Origin of the sequence: Pseudomonas sp. NFX224, assembly GCF_048565165.1 — a bacterium.
Classification (GTDB): Bacteria; Pseudomonadota; Gammaproteobacteria; order Pseudomonadales; family Pseudomonadaceae; genus Aquipseudomonas.
Genome location: NZ_CP183416.1, coordinates 3,575,527 through 3,595,528 on the forward strand (window position 1 = coordinate 3,575,527; position 20,002 = coordinate 3,595,528).

17 protein-coding genes are annotated in these 20,002 nt (G+C 59.7%); 6 read left to right on the plus strand and 11 right to left on the minus strand.

Features of this window, described 5'->3' with window-relative positions:
• The first annotated feature begins 82 nt into the window (after positions 1-82).
• The 3 genes from ACNYC6_RS16130 (at position 83) to ACNYC6_RS16140 (ending at position 5,212) form a co-directional block, all read left to right on the plus strand.
• The gene (locus ACNYC6_RS16130) at positions 83-1,375 is read left to right on the plus strand and encodes a GGDEF domain-containing protein (RefSeq protein ID WP_419708276.1); all 1,293 of its coding nucleotides are present in this window, start codon (positions 83-85) and stop codon (positions 1,373-1,375) included.
• Positions 1,376-1,461: 86 nt separating this feature from the next.
• Positions 1,462-3,258 (plus strand): acyl-CoA dehydrogenase C-terminal domain-containing protein, encoded by a 1,797-nt coding sequence (locus tag ACNYC6_RS16135; protein WP_419708277.1) that lies wholly within the window; start codon positions 1,462-1,464, stop codon positions 3,256-3,258.
• A 175-nt stretch (positions 3,259-3,433) separates the two neighbouring features.
• Positions 3,434-5,212 (plus strand): acyl-CoA dehydrogenase C-terminal domain-containing protein, encoded by a 1,779-nt coding sequence (locus ACNYC6_RS16140; RefSeq protein ID WP_419708278.1) that lies wholly within the window; start codon positions 3,434-3,436, stop codon positions 5,210-5,212.
• 227 nt (positions 5,213-5,439) lie between these two features.
• Here ACNYC6_RS16140 and ACNYC6_RS16145 read toward each other — a convergent pair whose 3' ends face one another.
• On the minus strand, positions 5,440-6,369 hold the full coding sequence (locus ACNYC6_RS16145; protein WP_419708279.1) for a LysR substrate-binding domain-containing protein: 930 nt from the start codon (positions 6,367-6,369) through the stop codon (positions 5,440-5,442).
• Positions 6,370-6,538: 169 nt separating this feature from the next.
• On the opposite strand from ACNYC6_RS16145, the gene ACNYC6_RS16150 reads away from it, so the two are divergent.
• Positions 6,539-7,768, plus strand: a complete 1,230-nt coding sequence (locus ACNYC6_RS16150; protein ID WP_419708280.1) for an aspartate aminotransferase family protein — start codon at positions 6,539-6,541, stop codon at positions 7,766-7,768.
• A 174-nt stretch (positions 7,769-7,942) separates the two neighbouring features.
• The gene (locus ACNYC6_RS16155; protein ID WP_003228885.1) at positions 7,943-8,101 is read left to right on the plus strand and encodes a YqaE/Pmp3 family membrane protein; all 159 of its coding nucleotides are present in this window, start codon (positions 7,943-7,945) and stop codon (positions 8,099-8,101) included.
• 3 nt (positions 8,102-8,104) lie between these two features.
• On the opposite strand, the gene ACNYC6_RS16160 is transcribed toward ACNYC6_RS16155, so the two are convergent.
• The 10 genes from ACNYC6_RS16160 to ACNYC6_RS16205 form a co-directional block, all read right to left on the minus strand.
• Positions 8,105-9,931: a prolyl oligopeptidase family serine peptidase gene (locus ACNYC6_RS16160; protein ID WP_419708281.1), complete on the minus strand. Its 1,827-nt coding sequence runs from the start codon at positions 9,929-9,931 to the stop codon at positions 8,105-8,107.
• A complete protein-coding gene (pqqE, locus tag ACNYC6_RS16165; RefSeq protein WP_419712974.1) occupies positions 9,897-11,033 on the minus strand; it encodes a pyrroloquinoline quinone biosynthesis protein PqqE in 1,137 nt (378 codons plus the stop codon). The genes ACNYC6_RS16160 and pqqE overlap by 35 nt, the downstream gene beginning before the upstream one ends.
• Positions 11,034-11,040: 7 nt before the next feature.
• Positions 11,041-11,316 carry a pyrroloquinoline quinone biosynthesis peptide chaperone PqqD gene (pqqD, locus tag ACNYC6_RS16170; RefSeq protein WP_419708282.1) on the minus strand — a complete coding sequence of 92 codons (276 nt, stop codon included), beginning with the start codon at positions 11,314-11,316 and terminating at the stop codon, positions 11,041-11,043.
• Positions 11,313-12,065, minus strand: a complete 753-nt coding sequence (pqqC, locus tag ACNYC6_RS16175) for a pyrroloquinoline-quinone synthase PqqC (RefSeq protein WP_419708283.1) — start codon at positions 12,063-12,065, stop codon at positions 11,313-11,315. The genes pqqD and pqqC overlap by 4 nt, the downstream gene beginning before the upstream one ends.
• Positions 12,066-12,205: 140 nt before the next feature.
• Entirely contained in the window at positions 12,206-13,117 is a 912-nt protein-coding gene (gene pqqB / locus ACNYC6_RS16180) for a pyrroloquinoline quinone biosynthesis protein PqqB (RefSeq protein ID WP_419708284.1), read from the minus strand.
• 79 nt (positions 13,118-13,196) lie between these two features.
• Entirely contained in the window at positions 13,197-13,271 is a 75-nt protein-coding gene (pqqA, locus tag ACNYC6_RS16185; protein ID WP_003444522.1) for a pyrroloquinoline quinone precursor peptide PqqA, read from the minus strand.
• 158 nt (positions 13,272-13,429) lie between these two features.
• Positions 13,430-15,859 carry a pyrroloquinoline quinone biosynthesis protein PqqF gene (gene pqqF, locus ACNYC6_RS16190; protein ID WP_419708285.1) on the minus strand — a complete coding sequence of 810 codons (2,430 nt, stop codon included), beginning with the start codon at positions 15,857-15,859 and terminating at the stop codon, positions 13,430-13,432.
• A 38-nt stretch (positions 15,860-15,897) separates the two neighbouring features.
• Positions 15,898-16,692 (minus strand): carbon-nitrogen hydrolase family protein, encoded by a 795-nt coding sequence (locus ACNYC6_RS16195; protein ID WP_419708286.1) that lies wholly within the window; start codon positions 16,690-16,692, stop codon positions 15,898-15,900.
• Positions 16,693-16,704: 12 nt separating this feature from the next.
• The gene (locus ACNYC6_RS16200; RefSeq protein WP_419708287.1) at positions 16,705-18,387 is read right to left on the minus strand and encodes a flavin monoamine oxidase family protein; all 1,683 of its coding nucleotides are present in this window, start codon (positions 18,385-18,387) and stop codon (positions 16,705-16,707) included.
• A 223-nt stretch (positions 18,388-18,610) separates the two neighbouring features.
• A complete protein-coding gene (locus ACNYC6_RS16205) occupies positions 18,611-19,072 on the minus strand; it encodes an Lrp/AsnC family transcriptional regulator (protein ID WP_007980298.1) in 462 nt (153 codons plus the stop codon).
• A gap of 241 nt (positions 19,073-19,313) precedes the next feature.
• Between ACNYC6_RS16205 and ACNYC6_RS16210 the strand changes: the two genes are divergently transcribed.
• Entirely contained in the window at positions 19,314-19,991 is a 678-nt protein-coding gene (locus ACNYC6_RS16210; protein WP_419708288.1) for a peptidase M41, read from the plus strand.
• Positions 19,992-20,002: the final 11 nt, after the last annotated feature.

The following is a 20,002-nucleotide window of genomic DNA, read 5'->3' on the forward strand; positions in this document are numbered from 1 at the left end:
AGCACTCAGTAAGTCCGGGTTTCTGCCGTTACAGAGGTAGGCACAATGCCATCTATTGATATGACGGGTCGGAGCTTTACCCTTGCCGCGTTCTTCCGCTGTACGTTTCAGTCATTTCCTACCGTCATTACTTCTTTTACTGGCGGGCCTTGCGGCCGCGTACGTCAAAGACCTGAACGTTTTCTTCACCTCGCTGTTCAACGTGCTGCCTACCTTGGTGCTGTTGCTCGGCGGTGCTTACTGCGCGGTTTACCGACGTCAGCGTGAATTGTTTCTGATGGTCACCGTGTACATCGCCTACTTCCTGCTCGACACCCAGACCGACTACTACCGCGACAACGGCAAGGTGCGTGAAGACGCCGCGGTGGTCTTCCATTTGTGTTGCCTGCTGCTGCCCTTGTTGTTTGGCGTGTTCGCTGCGTGGCAGGAGCGGACGCACCTGTTCCAGGACATGGTGGCGCGTTTCGCCGTGTTGCTGGCGGTGGGCAGCGTGGCGTTGGGGCTGGAGCAAAGTTACCCGCAGGCGCTGCTGGTGTGGCTGTCGGAGATCCGTTGGCCGGCCTTGCACGGTGCCTGGATGAGCCTGATCCAGCTCGCGTACCCGGTGTTCATCGCCGCGTTCCTGCTGCTGGCCTGGCAGTATTGGCGCAACCCGCGACCGCTGCATGCCGCGCAACTGGTGGGCTTGCTCGGGCTGTTCTGGATGTTGCCGAAAACGTTCATCCTGCCATTCACCCTGAACATCATGTGCAGCCAAGTGATGCTGATGATTGCGGCGGCTGTTGCGCACGAAGCCTATCAAATGGCCTTCCGCGACGAACTGACCGGGCTGCCGGGACGCCGCGCACTGAACGAACGCATGCAACGGCTGGGGCGCAATTACGTGTTGGCCATGAGCGACGTTGACCACTTCAAGAAGTTCAACGACACCCACGGCCATGATGTCGGCGATCAGGTACTGCGACTGGTTGCCAGCAAGCTGGGAAAAATCGGTGGCGGCGGTAAGGCGTATCGCTACGGCGGTGAGGAATTTGCCCTGGTGTTCGCAGGCAAGACACTCGAAGAATGCATGCCGCATCTGGAAGTGATCCGCGAGTCCATCGCCACCTACAACATTCATCTGCGCAATCAAGACAGCCGGCCGCAGGATGACAGTCAGGGGCGCCAGCGTCGCGCGGGTGCCGCTGCATCGAGCGTGTCGGTCACCGTCAGCATCGGCGTCGCCGAACGCCTTGAGCAACGCACCCCGGAGGAAGTACTCAAGTCCGCGGACCAGGCGCTTTACAGCGCCAAGGGCGCAGGCCGTAACTGCGTGATGGCGTTCGGTCAGAACCGCCGTGGCGCTGTGCGCATGGGCGCCGCTACGGTTGAGTGATGATGGCGCATTCAGCGTCTGGACTGTGATTGTGAGGCGTGGTCGGCGGCAGTAGGTTGAAGCAATCTGCTGACGGAGAAATGACCATGCCCGAGTACAAAGCTCCCCTGCGCGACATGCGCTTTCTGATCGACCATGTCTTCGATTTTCACGGCAACTACGCCGCGCTGGGCGCTAACGACGCCAGTCCCGACATGGTCAGCGCGATCCTCGAAGAGGGCGCGAAGTTCTGTGAAAACGTACTCTCGCCCCTCAACCGCAGCGGCGACGAAGAGGGCTGCCATTTCGACAATGGCGTGGTCACCACGCCTACCGGCTTCAAGCAGGCTTTCGCACAATATGTGGACGGCGGCTGGCATGGTCTGGCGGCGGATCCAGCTTACGGCGGCCAGGGCTTGCCCCACTCATTGGGGCTGGTCATCAGCGAAATGGTCGGTTCCAGCAACACCTCATGGGGGATGTACCCGGGCCTGACCCACGGCGCCATGTCGGCGATTCACGCCCACGGCACCGCAGAACAGAAACAGACTTACCTGAGCAAACTCACCGCCGGTCAATGGACCGGCACCATGTGCCTGACCGAAGCCCATTGCGGCACCGATCTGGGCATCATCAAGACCCGTGCCGTACCTGCAGCCGATGGCAGTTACGCGATCACCGGCAGCAAAATTTTCATCTCTGCCGGTGAACACGACATGAGCGACAACATCATTCATCTGGTACTGGCGAAACTGCCGGACGCGCCGGTCGGGACCAAGGGTATTTCGCTGTTTATCGTGCCCAAGTTCCTGCCCGATGCATCGGGTGAAGCCGGTGAACGCAACGGCGTGTCCTGCGGCTCGATCGAACACAAAATGGGCATCAAGGCATCCGCCACCTGCGTACTGAACTTCGATGGCGCCAAGGGCTTCCTGATCGGTGAGCCGAACAAGGGCCTGAACTGCATGTTCACCATGATGAACCACGCGCGGCTGGGCACCGGCATGCAGGGTTTGTGTCTGGGCGAGGCGAGTTTCCAGGGCGCGATCAAGTACGCCAACGACCGCTTGCAGATGCGTTCTCTGACCGGCCCGAAAGCACCGGAAAAAGCCGCCGACCCGATCATCGTGCACCCCGACGTACGTCGCATGTTGTTGACCATGAAGGCTTTCAACGAAGGCAACCGCGCCCTGACTTACTTCACTGCGCAGTTGCTGGATGTCGCGCACCTGAGTGCGGATGAAACGGCGCGCCAGGATGCCGAAGACCTGTTGGCGTTCCTCACGCCGATCTGCAAAGCCTTCATGACCGACACGGGCCTGGAAGTGACCAACCACGGCATGCAGGTATTCGGCGGCCACGGTTTCATCCGGGAATGGGGCATGGAACAACTGGTTCGTGATTGCCGCATCGCGCCGATCTACGAAGGCACCAACGGCATTCAGGCGCTCGACCTGCTCGGACGTAAAGTCCTTGGCAGCCAGGGCAAACTGCTGCGCGGCTTCACCAAAATCGTTCACAAGTTCTGTGCGGCGAACGCTGCACATCCGCAACTGGCCGTTTACGTGGCGCAGCTCAACGAATTGAACCGGCAGTGGGGGGAATTGACTACCCAGGTCGGCATGGCCGCGATGAAAAATCCGGATGAAGTCGGTGCTGCATCGGTGGATTACTTGATGTACAGCGGCTACATCATTCTTGGCTATTTGTGGTTGCGCATGGCGTTGGTGGCGCAGGCACAGCTTGAAGCTGGTAGCGGCGATGCCGATTTCTGCCGGGGCAAACTGGCAACCAACGCGTTCTATTTCAAACGACTGTTGCCGCGTACTGCCGCGCATCGTGCCGCTATCGAGGCGGGTAGCGATTGCCTGATGCAACTGCCGGCGGGGTTGTTCGCGCTTTAGTCATTTACATCCGTTACAAGAGAGCTCGCCTTGTGCGGGCTTTTTTGTCAGTGACTAAAAATAACAAATAAGTCATGAGCTGACCCTATGTGTCACAAAAGTTGTTGGGGTACACTCCGACGCAACGAAAACCACATTCTTACGAACCACCTGTATAGATCTTGCGAGGTTTGCCATGGCTGACTACAAAGCGCCCCTGCGCGATATGCGCTTCGTCCTCAATGAAGTTTTCGAGGTCGCCAAGCTCTGGGCCGAGTTGCCGGCACTGGCTGATTCTGTCGATGCTGAAACCGTCGAAGCCATTCTCGAGGAAGCCGGCAAGGTCACCTGCAAAAGCATCGCGCCCCTGAGCCGTGCGGCTGACGAGGAAGGTTGCCACTGGGCGGACGGTGCCGTCACCACGCCGGCAGGTTTCCCACAGGCTTATCAGACTTATGCCGAAGGCGGTTGGGTTGGCGTGGGTGGTGATCCCGCTTACGGCGGCATGGGCATGCCCAAGGCTGTTTCGGCTCAGGTCGAAGAAATGGTCAACTCTGCCAGCCTGTCGTTCGGTCTGTACCCGATGCTGACGGCCGGTGCTTGCCTGTCGATCAACGCCCACGCCAGCGAAGAGCTGAAAGCCGCGTACCTGCCGAACATGTACGCCGGTGTCTGGGCCGGCTCCATGTGCCTGACCGAGCCGCACGCCGGCACCGACCTGGGGATCATTCGCACCAAGGCCGAGCCTCAGGCCGACGGTTCCTACAAGGTCAGCGGCACCAAGATCTTCATCACCGGCGGCGAACACGACCTGACCGAAAACATCATTCACCTGGTGCTGGCCAAGCTGCCGGACGCGCCGGCAGGTCCAAAAGGCATTTCGCTGTTCCTGGTGCCTAAGTTCATGGTCAATGCCGATGGCAGCCTGGGCGCGCGCAACCCGGCGAACTGCGGTTCGATCGAACACAAGATGGGCATCCAGGCGTCCGCGACCTGCGTGATGAACTTCGACGAGGCCGTGGGTTACCTGGTCGGCGAGCCGAACAAAGGCCTGGCGGCGATGTTCACCATGATGAACTACGAGCGTTTGGGCGTGGGTATCCAGGGCCTGGCCACCGGCGAGCGCTCTTACCAGAACGCAGTCGAGTACGCCCGCGACCGCCTGCAAAGCCGTTCGCCGACCGGCGCGCAGAACAAGGACAAAGTCGCTGACCCGATCATCGTCCACCCGGACGTGCGTCGCATGCTGCTGACCATGAAAGCCTCGAACGAAGGTGGCCGTGCGTTCTCGACCTACGTGGCGATGCAACTGGACACCGCCAAGTTCAGCGAAGACGCCGCGACCCGCAAGCGCGCAGAAGACCTGGTGGCGCTGTTGACCCCGGTAGCCAAGGCGTTCCTGACGGACCTCGGCCTGGAAACCACGGTACACGGCCAGCAGGTTTTCGGCGGCCACGGTTACATCCGTGAATGGGGCCAGGAGCAACTGGTACGCGACGTGCGCATCACCCAGATCTACGAAGGCACCAACGGCATTCAGGCGCTGGACCTGGTCGGGCGCAAAATCGTTGGCAGCGGCGGGGCGTTCTACAACCTGTTCGCTGACGAGATTCGCCACTTCACGGCCTCTGCCAGCGACGATCTCGCTGAGTTCACCAAGCCGTTGAACGACGCGGTAACGACCCTTGACGAACTGACCGCGTGGCTACTCGACCGGGCCAAATCCAACCCGAATGAAATCGGCGCGGCATCGGTCGAGTATCTGCAAGCTTTCGGTTACGTCGCTTACGCCTACATGTGGGCACTGATGGCCAAGGCCGCTTACGGCAAGGAAGCGCAGGACGATTTCTACGCGAGCAAACTGGGCACGGCGCGGTTCTATTTCGCACGCCTGTTGCCGCGGATTCACTCGCTGAGCGCGTCGGTGAAAGCCGGTAGCGAGTCGCTGTTCCTGCTGGATGCCGCGCAATTCTGATGATGTAACGTAATGTAAGCATTCTCTTACATGACGTGCTGCTTATCTCCCATAGAAGCAGATTGGATCCACGGCTAATCTACTTCTCATGGACGTAGCGCAGGAAGCGCAAAGCAACAACACGGACACGTAGGATTCTGCCAGGACGGCGGAGTGAAATGGATGTCAGGGAAACAGTCTGCAAAGCCCCGCTTCGGCGGGGTTTTCTTATGCCTGCAAAAAAGTATTCAGCTCAGTTCGTCCCGTGCCGGCGAGCTATTCAAGCGATCATCCGGCCGATTGATCACTTCTTCCAGCAACGTCCGCAACAACGCCATTGAGGCCTGTTGGCGTTGCACATCGCGACACACCAATCCGACTTTCAATGGCACTCGCGGTTCGCTGAGTGGTTTCCATAGCAGATCCTCGTTGCCGTGGGTCTTTTGCGAACGCCCGGGCAGCACGGTTGCCAGTCGTGTGTGAGGCAGGCTGTCGAGAATCCCGGCCATATTGTTCAACTCGGCTTGGACCTGCGGTCGTCGTCCGAGATTGGCTAACTGACCCTGCCAGATCTGTCGGATCTGAAACTCCTCACCCAAGAGCAACATCGGCAATTCAGCGGCCTGACGCATGGAGACTTTCTTGAATTCCCGCAAGGGATGCTCTGCCGGGATGACAAGGGTCAGTTCATCTTCGTACAGCATCACCCCATGCAGGCCCGGTTGCCGGGGCGGCAAGTAGCTGATGCCGATATCCAGCGAGCCGTTGAGCAGTCGACGTTCAATCTCCAGCCCCGTCAGTTCATAAATCTGCACCACTAGATGCGGCTGGGCCTTGCGCACGCGCTCCAGCATCTGCGGCACCAGGCTGGTATGCACCGTCTGCAAGACACCAATAGCCAGTGTGCGAAGCGCTTGGCCCTTGAAGTTGCCCAGCGCTTCGCGCGCACGTTGCATCCCATCGAGGAGGGGCAAGGCGTGGTTGTACAGCGTGTGGGCCGCCAGCGTCGGCAACAGGCGTTTGCTGCTGCGCTCGAACAGGCTCACATCGAGTGTTTGTTCGAGGTGGCGGATCTGCTGCGACAGCGCCGGTTGCGAGATAGAGAGTCGTTCGGCCGCCCGCCCGACATGGCCTTCTTCGTAGACCGCGACGAAATAACGCAGTTGCTTGAAATCCATAAGTAATGCTTATCAAAAATGCTCGGAAATCGAAATGGCTCAACGCCGTGTCCGAGCCTAGTCTAACCGCATTCACAAGGCTTACAGGGCCACAGAACGCGATGAATACCGTTTGCTTCAATGGTGTTTACATAGGTAACGCAAAAAAATCTGAACGAAGGTTGAACCCGTGAATCTGTTCAACCTGCGTCGTCAGTCACCGAGTCTTGATGATCTGGTGGCGGACTTCCCCTCCAGGGACAACAACCTTTCCTGCGAATGTTTGATGCCCAGTGTCGAGCGACCACCACAGGTGTTTGTCCGTGGTCAGGGTTCCTGGTTGTGGGACAACGATGACCGCGCATATCTGGATTTTTCCCAGGGTGGCGGCTCGAATAGCCTCGGCCACAGCCCCAAAGCACTCGTCAATGCCATCGCAGCGCAGGCGCAGTCACTGATCAACCCCGGCTTCGGTCTGCATAGCCGCGGCCTGCTCAACCTCGCTGAGCGTTTGTGTCACAGCACCGGCAGCGACCAGGCGTATCTGCTCAACACCGGCAGCGAAGCCTGCGAAGCGGCAGTCACACTGGCGCGCAAATGGGGCCAACAGCACCGCGGCGGCGCTGCGGGGATACTCGTTGCCAGTAACGGTTGTCATGGCCGTAGTCTGGCGATGAGTGCGGGCTTCAGCCACGTGCCATTCAATGATCTTCCGGCACTGCATGCAGCGGTGGACGAGCGGACGGTGGCAATCATGCTCGAGCCAATCCAGAGCGAGGCCGGTGTGATTCCGGCCACGGCGCATTACCTCAAAGGTGTCGAGCGCCTGTGCCGAGAACTCGGCATCCTGCTGATCTTCGATGAAGTACAGACCGGCATCGGTCGTTGCGGCACTTTGCTTGCGGAACAATCCTACGGTGTTCGCGCCGATATCCTAGTCCTCGGCAAAGGGCTGGGCGGTGGTGTGCCATTGGCGGCACTGCTGGCACGGGGCAAGGCTTGCTGTTTCGACTATGGCGAGATGAGCGGCACCCATCATGGCAATGCACTGATGACCGCGGCAGGTCTGGCCGTACTCGACAGCGTGCAGGACAAAGGATTTTTCGAGCACGTCGGTGAAACCGCCCAACACCTGCGTGAAGGCCTTTTGCGTCTATCCCATCGTTACGGCCATGGTGAATTACACGGGCAAGGCCTGCTTTGGGGGCTGACGTTGTCAGACGATTGCGCCGACGCCGTGGTCAAGGCAGCGTTGTACGAAGGCTTGCTGCTCAGTGCTCCGCAACCGGACTGTCTGCGCTTCACCCCGGCACTCACCGTCAGCAAGGCCAACATCGACGAAATGCTCCTGCGCCTGGCCCGCGCTTTCTCCCGTGTACGCACCGCGCAATTGCAGTGCCGCAAAGGAATCGCCGTCTGATCAGACGCGCCCTACACACATCCCCGAACCGTCTCGCGGTAAAACGCACGCCCCACGCCTGATTCTTTTGGCGTGGGGCGTTTTTTTGTCTTTGAGATTCACTGAACCCTGACCAACGGCAAAGGTCGATTAAGCTGTAGGCTTGCGTGAGCCCACTTCAATCAGGAGCTGCCCATGGACTTCATTCGCATCATCATCGCCATCTTGTTGCCGCCGCTGGGCGTGTTTCTGCAAGTAGGATTCGGCGGGGCGTTCTGGCTGAATATTCTGCTGACGTTGTGCGGTTACATACCCGGCATCGTGCATGCGGTGTACATCATCGCCAAACGTTGAGTTTTACGGCGCCAGGTCCATCACCCGCCGATAAAACAACCACTCCCGCTCCAGCGCATGGGCCTGATTGCCGGCCTTGCGGAAACCGTGTCGTTCGTCCGCGTAGTAATGCGCTTCCACCAGGATGCCGTTGTTCTGCAATGCCTCGACCATGTCGCGGGTTTGCTGCGGCACGACCACGGCGTCGAGTTCCCCTTGAAAGAAGATCATCGGCACGCGGATGTCGCCCGCATGCAGCAATGGTGTTCGCGCGGCATAGCGTTCGGCGTCCTTTACCGGGTCGCCGATCAGCCAATCCAGATAGTCGCCCTCGAACTTGTGGGTTGCCCGGCCCAATGCAACCGGATCGCTGACGCCATACAGGCTCGCCCCGGCCCGGAACACATTGTGGAAAGCCAGCGCACACAGCGTGGTGTAACCACCGGCACTGCCGCCGCGAATGAACGCTTTGTCGCCGTCGATCAACCCGCGCTCGGCGAGATGGCTGACCACCGCGCACGCATCTTCGACATCGACATCACCCCAACTCAAATGCAACGCTTGCCGGTAGGCGCGGCCATAGCCGCTGCTGCCGCGATAGTTGAGATCAGCGACGGCGAAACCGCGTTGCGCCCAATACTGGATGCGCGGGTCGAGCATCGGATAGCACGCCGACGTCGGGCCGCCGTGGATGAACACTACCAACGGCGGGTTCGCATCGCCGGTCATCGCCGGGTAGAAGAAACCGTGGGCCTCACCCGAGCCGCTTGGATAACGCAGGGTTTGCGGCCGGCTGATATTTTCAGCGGGCAGCGGAGCCACTCCCCCCGCCAGCACGTTGACTTGCCGGGTCTGGCGATCGATAGCGATCACCGCAGCCGAACTGATCGGCGACGCGGCGATGCAGTAAATGAACAGCCGATCTACGGCCAGATGCCGGAAGCGGCTGTAGTCGCCGGTAAAGTCATCCCGGCAATCACCACACAAGCCCAATTGACCAAAACCGCCTTCGGTCCAGCTCGCCAGATAAGTGCCTTCTTGCAACGGTAACCAGGTGCAGCCGCCGAGCTGCCAAGGCGCCGGACCATGATCGGCGGCAGCGCTCGGCAAAGGGATGAGGCCGTTTTCCGACTCCTCCCACGGCTGCCAGTAGCCGCCACGGTCCGTCAGGCAAAACAAACGGCCGCTGCGATCAAATCGTGGTTGTTGCAACGACTCTTGAGCCTGATCGCCGGCCACGCAACGGGCGGGACCCAAGGCACCGTCACTCTGGCGCTCGGAGACCATCAAACGGGTCGCGGTCCACGGTTGATCGGGGCGACTCCACTCGATCCAGGCCAGTCGGCTAGCGTCGGGACTGAGTGTCGGTGCGGCGTAAAAATCGGCACCTTCGGCCAGTAAATGCCGCGTGCCATCCGCCAGATCAATCGCCACCAACCGGTGTTCGTTGCGATTTTCCTCAACCGCCAGCACCTGGTCATGGACGAACTGCAGATCACCGTAGCGACACACACCGGTTGTCAGCACTTGCGGCGTTTCGCCCTGTAGCGATTGGCGATACAGCTGCTGGTCCGCCTCGTTGACGAAAACCACCCCGTCATCCGTCAGGCAAAACGCACCACCGCCATATTCGTACACGCGACTGCGCACACTGAACCCCGGCGGTGTCAGACATTTCGCTGCGCCGTCGTGCCAATGCCAGATCCGGCACGCGGCATCTTCCGGTCGGTATTCGTTCCAGAACAAACCGTGTTGGCCGGCCTGCAGTTCGGCAAAATCGATGCCGGCTGCGACGGCCTTGGCGGCGCTGAAAGGCTCAGCTTTTGGCGATGAGGCGTGAGTTTCGTTCATTGCGAAAGGCCAGTTGTTCGATGGTCTGGGTCGCGTGCTCAGCCTCTTCGCGAGCCTTGAGGATCACGCCGTGATGTTCAGATTTACTGCACACAGGGTCGGCGTTGCTCGCGTCACCGGTGAGCATGAACGCTTGGCAGCGACAGCCGCCGAAATCTTTTTCTTTCTCGTCGCAAGACCGGCACGGCTCGGGCATCCAGTCGTAACCGCGGAAACGGTTGAATCCAAATGAGTCGTACCAGATATGCTGCATGCTGTGGTCGCGCACGTTGGGAAACTTCACCGGCATTTGTCGGGCGCCGTGGCACGGCAGGGCGGTTCCGTCCGGCGTGACTGTCAGAAAAATACTGCCCCAGCCATTCATGCAGGCTTTCGGCCGTTCTTCGTAGTAGTCCGGCGTGACGAAAATCAGTTTGCACGGATGTCCTTCGGCTTCCAGCCTGGCGCGATATTCGTTGGTGATGCGTTCGGCGCGCACCAGTTGTTCCTTGGTCGGCAGCAGCCCGACGCGATTGAGCTGCGCCCAGCCGTAAAACTGGCAAGTGGCGAGTTCGACGAAGTCTGCCTCAAGGGCGATGCACAGCTCGATAATGCGGTCGATCTTGTCGATGTTGTGCCGATGGGTGACGAAATTCAGCACCATTGGATAGCCGTGAGCCTTCACTGCGCGGGCCATTTCCAGCTTCTGTGCGAAAGCCTTTTTCGAACCGGCGAGCAGGTTGTTCACCTGTTCGTCACTGGCCTGGAAACTGATCTGGATATGATCGAGGCCAGCCTTCTTGAAATCGGCGATTTTCTGCTCGGTGAGGCCGATGCCGGAGGTGATCAGGTTGGTGTAGAAACCCAGCTTGCGGGCCTCGGCAATCAGTTCGGCGAGGTCCTGACGCACCAGCGGTTCGCCGCCGGAAAAGCCCAGTTGCGCCGCACCCATCTCCCGCGCTTCGCGAAACACCTTGATCCATTGTTCGGTGCTCAGCTCTTTGCCTTGCTCGGCAAAGTCCAGTGGATTGGAGCAGTACGGGCATTGCAGCGGGCAGCGATAGGTCAACTCCGCCAGCAGCCACAGCGGCAAGCCGATTTCAGGTTTGGGCGGTACTTGCACCGACGAATCAGGCAAGTTCGATCCAGTGCTGCGCACGGGCAACCTCCATAAACTGCTCGATGTCGTCACCGAGCTCGGGCACGCCGGGGAACTGTCGATCGAGCTCGGAGATGATCGCCGCGACGTCACGCTCACCATCAATCAAGCCGCCGATCAGTGCGGCGCTTTCATTGAGTTTAATCATGCCTTCCGGGTACAGCAGCACATGGCCTTTTTGCGCCGGTTCGTACTGGTAGCGATAGCCGGGACGCCAGGTCGGGGTCTTGCTGCGATCGAAACTCATAAGGTGATTCCTTTGTGCCAGACCCGCTCACGGGTGACGCTGTGATACGGCGGGCGTTTCAGTTCGTAGGCCATGCTCATGGCATCGAGCATGCTCCAAAGAATGTCCAGTTTGAACTGGAGAATTTCCAGCATGCGTTCCTGGCCCTCGCGGGTTTTGTAGTGCTCAAGTGTGATCGCCAGACCGTGCTCGACATCGCGCCGCGCCTGACCCAGACGCGTGCGGAAATACTCGTAGCCGGCCGGGTCGATCCATGGGTAATGCTGGGGCCAGCTGTCGAGGCGCGATTGGTGGATCTGGGGCGCGAACAGTTCGGTCAGCGAGCTGCTGGCGGCTTCCTGCCAACTGGCACGACGGGCGAAGTTGACGTAGGCGTCCACGGCGAAACGCACGCCGGGCAGCACCAATTCCTGGGAGCGCAGTTGATCCGGGTCGAGACCGACGGCTTGACCGAGACGCAGCCAGGCTTCGATGCCACCGTCTTCGCCGGGTGCGCCATCGTGGTCGAGCAAGCGCTGAATCCACTCGCGGCGGATCTCGCGGTCCGGGCAATTAGCGAGGATCGCCGCGTCTTTCAGGGGAATGTTCACCTGATAGTAGAAACGGTTGGCGACCCAGCCCTGGATTTGCTCGCGGCTTGCACGGCCCTCATACATCGCCACGTGATAGGGATGATGGATGTGGTAGTAGGCGCCTTTGGCCCGCAGCGCGGCTTCGAATTCGGCGGGGGACATTGGGGTGTCAGTCATTTCTTTTCTCCCGGTAGGACCGGTGGATTCTTCATTGCCTGAGCTGGCCTCATCGCTAGCGGGCCAGCGCCTACAGTTGAAACGCATACCCCTGTGGGAGCTAGCCTGCTAGCGATAGACCGCACAGCGGTCTCATTTGTCTACAGCACAATACTCATGCCGTCATATGCCACTTCAACCTGACGCCGATCCAGCTCCGCGCGCTGTGGTGAGTCTTCATCAAGGATCGGGTTGGTGTTGTTGATGTGGATAAGTACTTTGCGTGGATCAGGCAACTGCTCAAAGACTTCAAGCATGCCACCAGGCCCGCTTTGCGCCAGGTGGCCCATCTCGCGTCCTGTGCGGGTGCCGACACCGCGACGCTGCATCTCATCGTCGTCCCACAGCGTGCCATCCACCAACAGGCAATCGCTGCCTGCCATGATCTCCAGCAACGGCGCATCGACCTTGCCCAGGCCCGGCGCATAGAACAGCTTGCCGCCGGTGTTCAGGTCTTCAACGATCAGGCCGATGTTGTCGCCCGGATGGGGGTCGAAGCGGTGCGGCGAGTAGGGCGGGGCGGCGCTGCGCAGTGGCAGCGGGGTGAAGCGCAGGTTCGGGCAGGCTGGAACGCTGAAACTTTGATCGAGCTCGATGCGGTTCCAGGTCAAGCCGCCATTCCAGTGCTTGAGCATGTTGAACAGCGGGAACCCGGTGCTCAGGTCTTCGTGGACCATGTCGGTGCACCACACCTGATGCGGGCAACCTTCGCGCAGCATGAGCAGACCGGTGGTGTGGTCGATCTGGCTGTCCATGAGGATGATCGCACTGATCCCGGTATCACGCAGGGCCCGGCCCGGTTGCATCGGGGCAAAGCTCTGGAGTTGGGCGCGGATGTCCGGGGAAGTGTTGCACAGCACCCAGTTCACGCCGTCATCGGAAATCGCGATGGATGACTGGGTCCGCGCTTTGGCACGCAGGCTGCCATCGCGAAAACCTGCGCAGTTCACGCAGTTGCAATTCCACTGCGGGAAACCGCCGCCGGCGGCGGAACCTAGAATCTGGACGAACATGGATGCTCCATCATTTCAACGCTGAAAATAAAACGCCTCGGATATCCGAGGCGTTGTGCTGCATCTCTGCCAAGGCAGATCAGCGGCTGGCGAAGTACATGGTGACTTCGAAGCCGATACGCAGGTCGGTGTAGGCAGGTTTGGTCCAGGCCATAAATTGAACTCCTTCAGGTGGGGTAGGACAGCGCTATCTATAGGTATAGTCCACCTCAAGTCAGAGATGTACCAGATAGTTAGGCTGCTATGTTACTCAAAATTTCAAAGGGAGTGCCCGTGAAACTTTGAGAAAGCTCATTGCAGCCCCGGTAATGATCATTTTGTCGCTTGCCAAGGTGCGCCGGGTGCGGGGCTGTTGGCCAGGCAGCGCCAGCCGCCCTCAGCCTGATTCAATCGCTGTGCGGCGGCGAGCAATTGCGCGCGGTCGATCCGCTCGATTGCATCGGGTAATTGCGTCAGGTAATCCGACGAACGGCCGCTCAGCTTGCCCTGCCAAAGCAATTCGGCTGCCTGAACGGTGGGCAAAGCGTCGACGGTAAACTGCTCGGCCAAGGCTTGGCGTTGGGTGATGAACATGGTGTCGTCAATGGCCTCGATCAACGCCGGTAAACCGTTGAGGAACTGCTCAATGTGATGCAGCAGATCCGCCGCGGCCACGTTTGGTGATTGCACGCCAAACAGCAGCCCGGTTTGCCCGTGAATCTGGCGCAAGGTGCTGAACACCGCATAACCGAGTTGCAACTCCACCCGCAGGCGCTGATAGAACGGCGTCTGACAGACGTGTGCCAGCAAACGCCATGCAGCTTCGTCGGCCAATTCTTCAGTGGCTGTCGGACAGAACAGCAGCAGCGCATGTTCGCTGGAACCGGTATCGACGGCGGTCCACAGACGTTGCGACGGGATTGTCGGCGGCGGGGTCAGCTGATTGTCCGGCGTGCCGGGTATGCGGCTAAGGGCCAGGCCCATGGCCGCTTGAGTCTGAGTGGAAAGCCCGATAGCCAGACCCTCCCAGCGTGCGCTCGACCAGAGTGGCTGCGCATCGTCCGGGTTCGCGGTGTGCCCGAGGCAGTGATCGGGCAATGCCTTGAGCAGTTGTCGAATCGGTATCAACGCAGCGCCCGTCGGTTCCGACGGTGAGACATCGGCATCCAGTGTTGTCAGCGCTTTCAACGCATGCTCCAGAACGATGGGCATCGGCTCCTGTAGCCCGGTCATTTTCAGCAACCATTCGTTGCCCGACGCGCTGAAGGAAAAGTCCACACCGGCTTGACGCGCATCTTCGCGCAGCGGTTGCAGGTTACTTTCCAGCCGTGATTGAAGTTTGCTGCCGGGCGTCGAGTCCAGGCGCCAGCGCAGATAAATGGCTCCTTCGACGCTGTTATCCGGCAAAGCCTGAGTGAATTGCATGGGCGAACGTTCGCGACGGCTGCGTGAGCGATCCTGGGCAAAGGTGCGCAAGCCACGGTGGGCGCTCGTCTGGCCGCGAATCAAATTGGCGTTGGTTGCGGGTGCTTCTGAATGCAGGAACGGATTAGGTGCGGGCAAATGCCATGCCCCGTTGACGTTATCCACAGCGCCGATTTTTTCGAGGATGAGCTTGAGGGCTAAAACGCCCTGCGCGGACAAACCGACGTCGCGTTGTTCGCTGTCCAGTCGAGCCAATTGCAGCGCACTGCTGACGTGTTGCTGGCGCTGGAGCAGGGCGGCGTATTCTTCGCGCAACCCGCTCCAGTCTTGCCGGGCGAAGAAACTCAGCCAATCCGTGAGCCGCTCGCGAATCCCGGTGGCTGGAGCATGGGTGGGCAATGTGAATTCGATGTGCAGCAGGGCTTGTCCGGCGAACTGGTAGAGCGGCTCCGCCTTAAGCTTTTCGGCCAGCCCGCGCTCGCGCAAATCCGCCAGCAAGCCACCCGGTTTCTCGGCATTGAGCCAATGGCACAGGAACGCCAGTGCCTCGGCGGAGGACTCGGGCAACGCTTCGAGGACAAACAACATATCCAGCCGCCGCTCGCCAGTCTGTTGATAACGTCTGTCTGAAGTCGTCATCAGCGGCAGAGGAGATGGTTGTGGATTTTTTTTACCGTCGGCAATGACGCTGCCAAAGGTCTCGGCCATCACCCTTAATTCATCAAGGTTCTGCGGGCCGACCAGGCTCAAAGTCATCTGCTCGGTCTGATAGAACCGCTGATGAAAATGCTGCAACGCCTGCTGAAACTCGGGCTGCTCAAGCGGCAAGCTATCGCGATTGCCGGCATGGAAACCTCGTAGCGGATGAGCCTCAGAAAGCCCATCGAATAACGCCTGCTTCTGTTGGGCTGTCGGATCTTGCGACCACGCGACAAATTCCGCGTGCAACACTTCCCGTTCCCGCTGCTGATCGTCCGGATTCATACGCGGATGGGCGAGCATGTCTGACAGACGCTCCAGTCCAGCGGTAAATGCCTGGGTTGGCAATTCGAAAAAGTAATCCGTAGTGCGTTCGCTGGTTCGTGCGTTCACCTGTCCGCCATGGCTCTGGACGTAGGCCATCAACCCTTGGCTCGCAGGAAAACGCTCTGTACCGAGAAACAGCAAATGCTCAAGAAAGTGCGCCAGGCCGGGCCATGCCAGCGGCACATCATGACTGCCTGCGGCGACCCGCAATGCCGCCGCGCAACGCTTCAAATTCGGGGCATGACGCAGCGTCACCCGCAGACCATTGACCAGGGTTTCAGTGTGGGGGCGAGGGTGATTCAACGCAGGCATGGGCACTTCCAGAACAGTGAAGTGCCCATGCTAGTGGATCAGCGCTTGTTCAGCACGCCGTAAAGCTCTGGGCGGCGATCAAGCAGGTAGCGGTTGGCGGCGCGGGAATCGACCATCAACTGACGATCCAGCTCGCCGACAATCAGCGCTTCATCAAGGCCGGCCTGAGCGATACGGCTGCCATCCGGCGCGGCGATGCTGCTTTGACCGCAGTAGTGAATGTCGCCTTCGTTTCCACAGTAGTTGGCGTAGGCCACATAGCACTGGTTTTCGAAGGCGCGGGAACGGACCGTTATATCGGCGACAAAATCAAAAGGAATCATGTTCGCCGTCGGCGCCAGAATCAGCTCGGCGCCGTCGAGCGCCAGACGCCGGGCGTTTTCCGGAAACTCCAGGTCATAGCAGATCAGAAAGCCGAGCTTCCAGCCGTTGAGTTCAACCACAGGGAAGTCGTTGCTCCCGGCGCTGAACATCGAGCGGTCGAGGTCGCCGAACAGGTGCGTCTTGCGGTAGTTGCAGACGCGCTCGCCGTTGGCGTCGATCAACTGCACGGCGTTGTAAATCTGCCCGTCCTCGGTGCGTTCGGGGTAACCATACAAAATGGCAATCCCTACAGTCCGGGCAATGCGCGCGACCTGTTGCGCCGACTCACCGTTGTGCACCTCCGCCAGCACCCTGACGGCATCGACGCCAATGTTGTAGCCGGTCAGGAACATCTCCGGCAACACCAGCAAATCGGCGCCTTTGGCCTCCTGCGCCAGTTGTTGCAGGCGTTGCAGGTTGCCGGCGACATCCAGCGGCAACGGTGGACATTGGTAAAGGGCTACGCGCATTTCGGATTCCTCTTACTCGGGCAGGGCGATCGGTCCGATCTCGTTGAACACATCTCCTGGACCCGGATTCTCGGCGTGAGTTGCACCGCCGAAGTGTTTCATGATGCCCCACACCGCGTTGAGCGAGGTCTGCACCGCGCCTTCGACCCAGGCCGGCGTCCACGAAACGTCGTCACCGGCGATGAAAATCCCGCGCTGTTCCACCGGCATGTCGTCCTGCATGAAGTGCGCGTACATGCGCTGGTTGTAGCGGTAGTGACCCGGCAGTGCACCTTTGAAGGCTCCGAGGAAATGCGGGTCGGCTTCCCAGGACACGGTGATCGGGTCACCGATGATGCGCGCGGCGATGTCGACTTTCGGGTAGATCTTCTTCAGCGCATCCAGCGCCAGCTTCACGCGTTTTTCCACCGGGTGCGGGAGCATCTTCAGCGCGTCGCTCATCCACGAGTACGACAGGCAAATGACCCCTGGCTTGTCGTCGCCGTTGTCGAACAGGTAGGTGCCACGGGTCAGGCGATCGGTGAGGGTCATGCTCATCAGGTCGCGGCCGGTTTCCGGGTCTTTGTCTTTCCAGAACGGGCGATCGACCATCACAAAGGTTTTCGATGATTGCATGTAGCGGGTGCGGTCCAGCGCCATCCACATCTTTTGCGAGAACAGGGTTTCATCGCATTCGATCTGCGTGGTCAGCAGCCAGCTCTGGCAAGTGGTCAGTACCGCGGCGTATTCGCGGGTGTCGCCCCAGTTGTCGGTGACGGCGAAGCGGCCGTCCGCCGCATGGGCGATTTTCTTCACGCCGGTGCGTGGTGCGCCGTTGTGCAACGAGCTGAGGCTGGTACCGGCCGGCCAGTGCGCGCAACGTTCCGGCATATGACGCCAGATGCCCTGCGGAACCTGTTCCACGCCGCCGACCACCAAGTGCTGGTGATCGTCGCAGTTGGTCATGACGACGCGGAAGATTTCCAGCATCGAGTTCGGGAAGTCCGAGTCCCAGCCGCCGGTGCCGAAACCGACCTGGCCAAACACTTCGCGGTGATGGAACGACAGCTTGGCGAACGCCTTGGAGGTGGCGACGAAGTCGTAGAAGGTGCGGTCATCCCACAGTGGAACCAAGGTGTTCCACAGCTCTTTGAGACGTGGCACGTCGCGGTCGCGGATCGCTTGCTGGATGTCGGAGAACTGCGACCCCGCTTCGAGGGCGTCGGCCCAGGCGTCAGCCACTTCCTGGAACAGTGCAGGAAGGTCCGACAGCTTCTGTGCGTAATGGGTCTGGCCTTCGAGGTCGATCACCGTGCTGCCCGATGCGGGCGTCAGCGGGTTAGGGAAGGGCTTGGTCTCAAGGCCGAGCTTGTCGACGTAGTGGTAGAACGCCGTGGACGACACCGGGAAGCGCATGCCACCGAGTTCGGCAACGATGCCTTCGGCGCCATTGAACGCTTGGGAGCGCAGACGGCCGCCCATTTTCGAGGCTTCGTAGACGACCGGTTTCAGGCCCAGCTTCATCAGCTCGTAAGCGGCCACCAGACCGGCGATCCCGCCACCGACAATCGCTACTTCAGCCCCGTGATTGTGCTCGGGAATGCTGCCCAGGCCGGCCGGGTGTTCGATCCAGTCGTCGAAGGCGAAAGGAAAGTCCGGGCCGAAAATGGTGACTGGTTTTTTACCGTCTGCAGGATGGCGATTGTTCTTGTTCATGGCTGACCTTGCTGGCGACCCGACGCGAAATGCGCATCTGAGTATAGGAAAAGATGCCAGCCATTCTAGAGAGCACAGAACACGTTAATAAGACGCAAAGTGTCGTCGTTTTGCTGTTCTATTGATCAATATGACGACCTTGTAATACACACTGTCCCCCTGTGGGAGCGAGCCTGCTCGCGATGGCGTCAGTTCAGACACTCATGAAACCTGAATTGGAATGTCAAACCGGCTGCCCCCGATCAATCTTGCTGCTCAAGATGATCGACGTCGTCGTCTTCTCCACCCCATCCACACTGCCGATCTGATCCAGCAACTGATCCAGCTGCTCCGGCGAATCGGTGCGCAACCACGCCACATAATCAAATTCGCCACTCACGGCGCACAACTGCTGCACCTGCGCCATCGCGCTCAGTCGGCGTAAAACCTCCTTGCCGGAACGCGGCTGCACGGTAATCCCGACATACGCCTGCAATCCGCCATCCACCACACGCTGCCCGAGCCTCACGCCGTAGCCGGTGATCACCTTGGCCTTTTCCAGCCGCGCCAGGCGCGAGGTGACGGTGGTGCGGGCGATGCCCAGTTGCCGGGCGAGCATGGCCACACTCTCACGGGCGTTGATCTGCAAGGCTGCGATCAACTGACGGTCGATTTCGTCGAGAACGGGCGGGCGGGTATCAGGCAAAGCGGCATCTCCATTGGCGCGGATCAATGGTCCAGCATGTTACAGGCACATTCGACCGGACGCTTGCGGCTGATATTCGAACGAATCTTCGCTTCCTCTCAGCCATCGGTGGCAGTCGACGGATCGTGGGGATTATGGGGTTGCCTATGCTTTGCCTGAGTTAGGGCTGATGTTCAGGCAAGAAAAAGCGTGTGTGGAAATCGGCTAGGATTGAGGCAGTCGAGGGTGCGAGGCGAACGACATGACAACAAAGCTACCGACCGCAGTACGCGACCGTGCATTGCAAATCGCCCATCACGAAATGGGCCACTACGTCGTGGCCCGTGCCTTGGGTTTTGAAACGGGCGGTGTGAGCCTGACAGTGACCATAGACTTGAGGCATCAAGGTGGCGCGTCCATCAGTTTGGTGCGTCCAATCGCCTCGCTGGAAATCATGAAGGAACATCTGGAAGCCCGGATGATGGTGCTCATGGCCGGCGCAATGGCGCAGACACTGCCTTCAAAACCTTCAGCCGCGAAGCGCGTCGATAAGCTCAAAGCCACAGCCATCCTCAAAGGGGATAAGGGGGCTGAGCAGGATTACGCAAAAATCCGCGAGCTACAGCATCTACTGCGCAATATCGCCTTTCCCGATACCGACCCAACGTCGGGTGAGCGTATAGCGGCGCAGCTTAAAGCAATGAGTGATCGGCTGTGGATTCGGGCTCAAGCACTTGTAGAGGATCAGGCCGAGACGATTGCTGAATTGGCCGCAGCGCTGGTCGACGGCATGGCGATAGTGGAACAGTGGGGGCGGGCGGCGGACACGTATGAGGTCGTGTTCACCGGGCCGATGCTGGAACGGCTGCGGACGGTGCAGGCCATCCCTTCGTTACCTGTTTGGACTGACAGCTGCAGTGCTGTTCAGCACTGGAAGTAACGAAGGGTCGA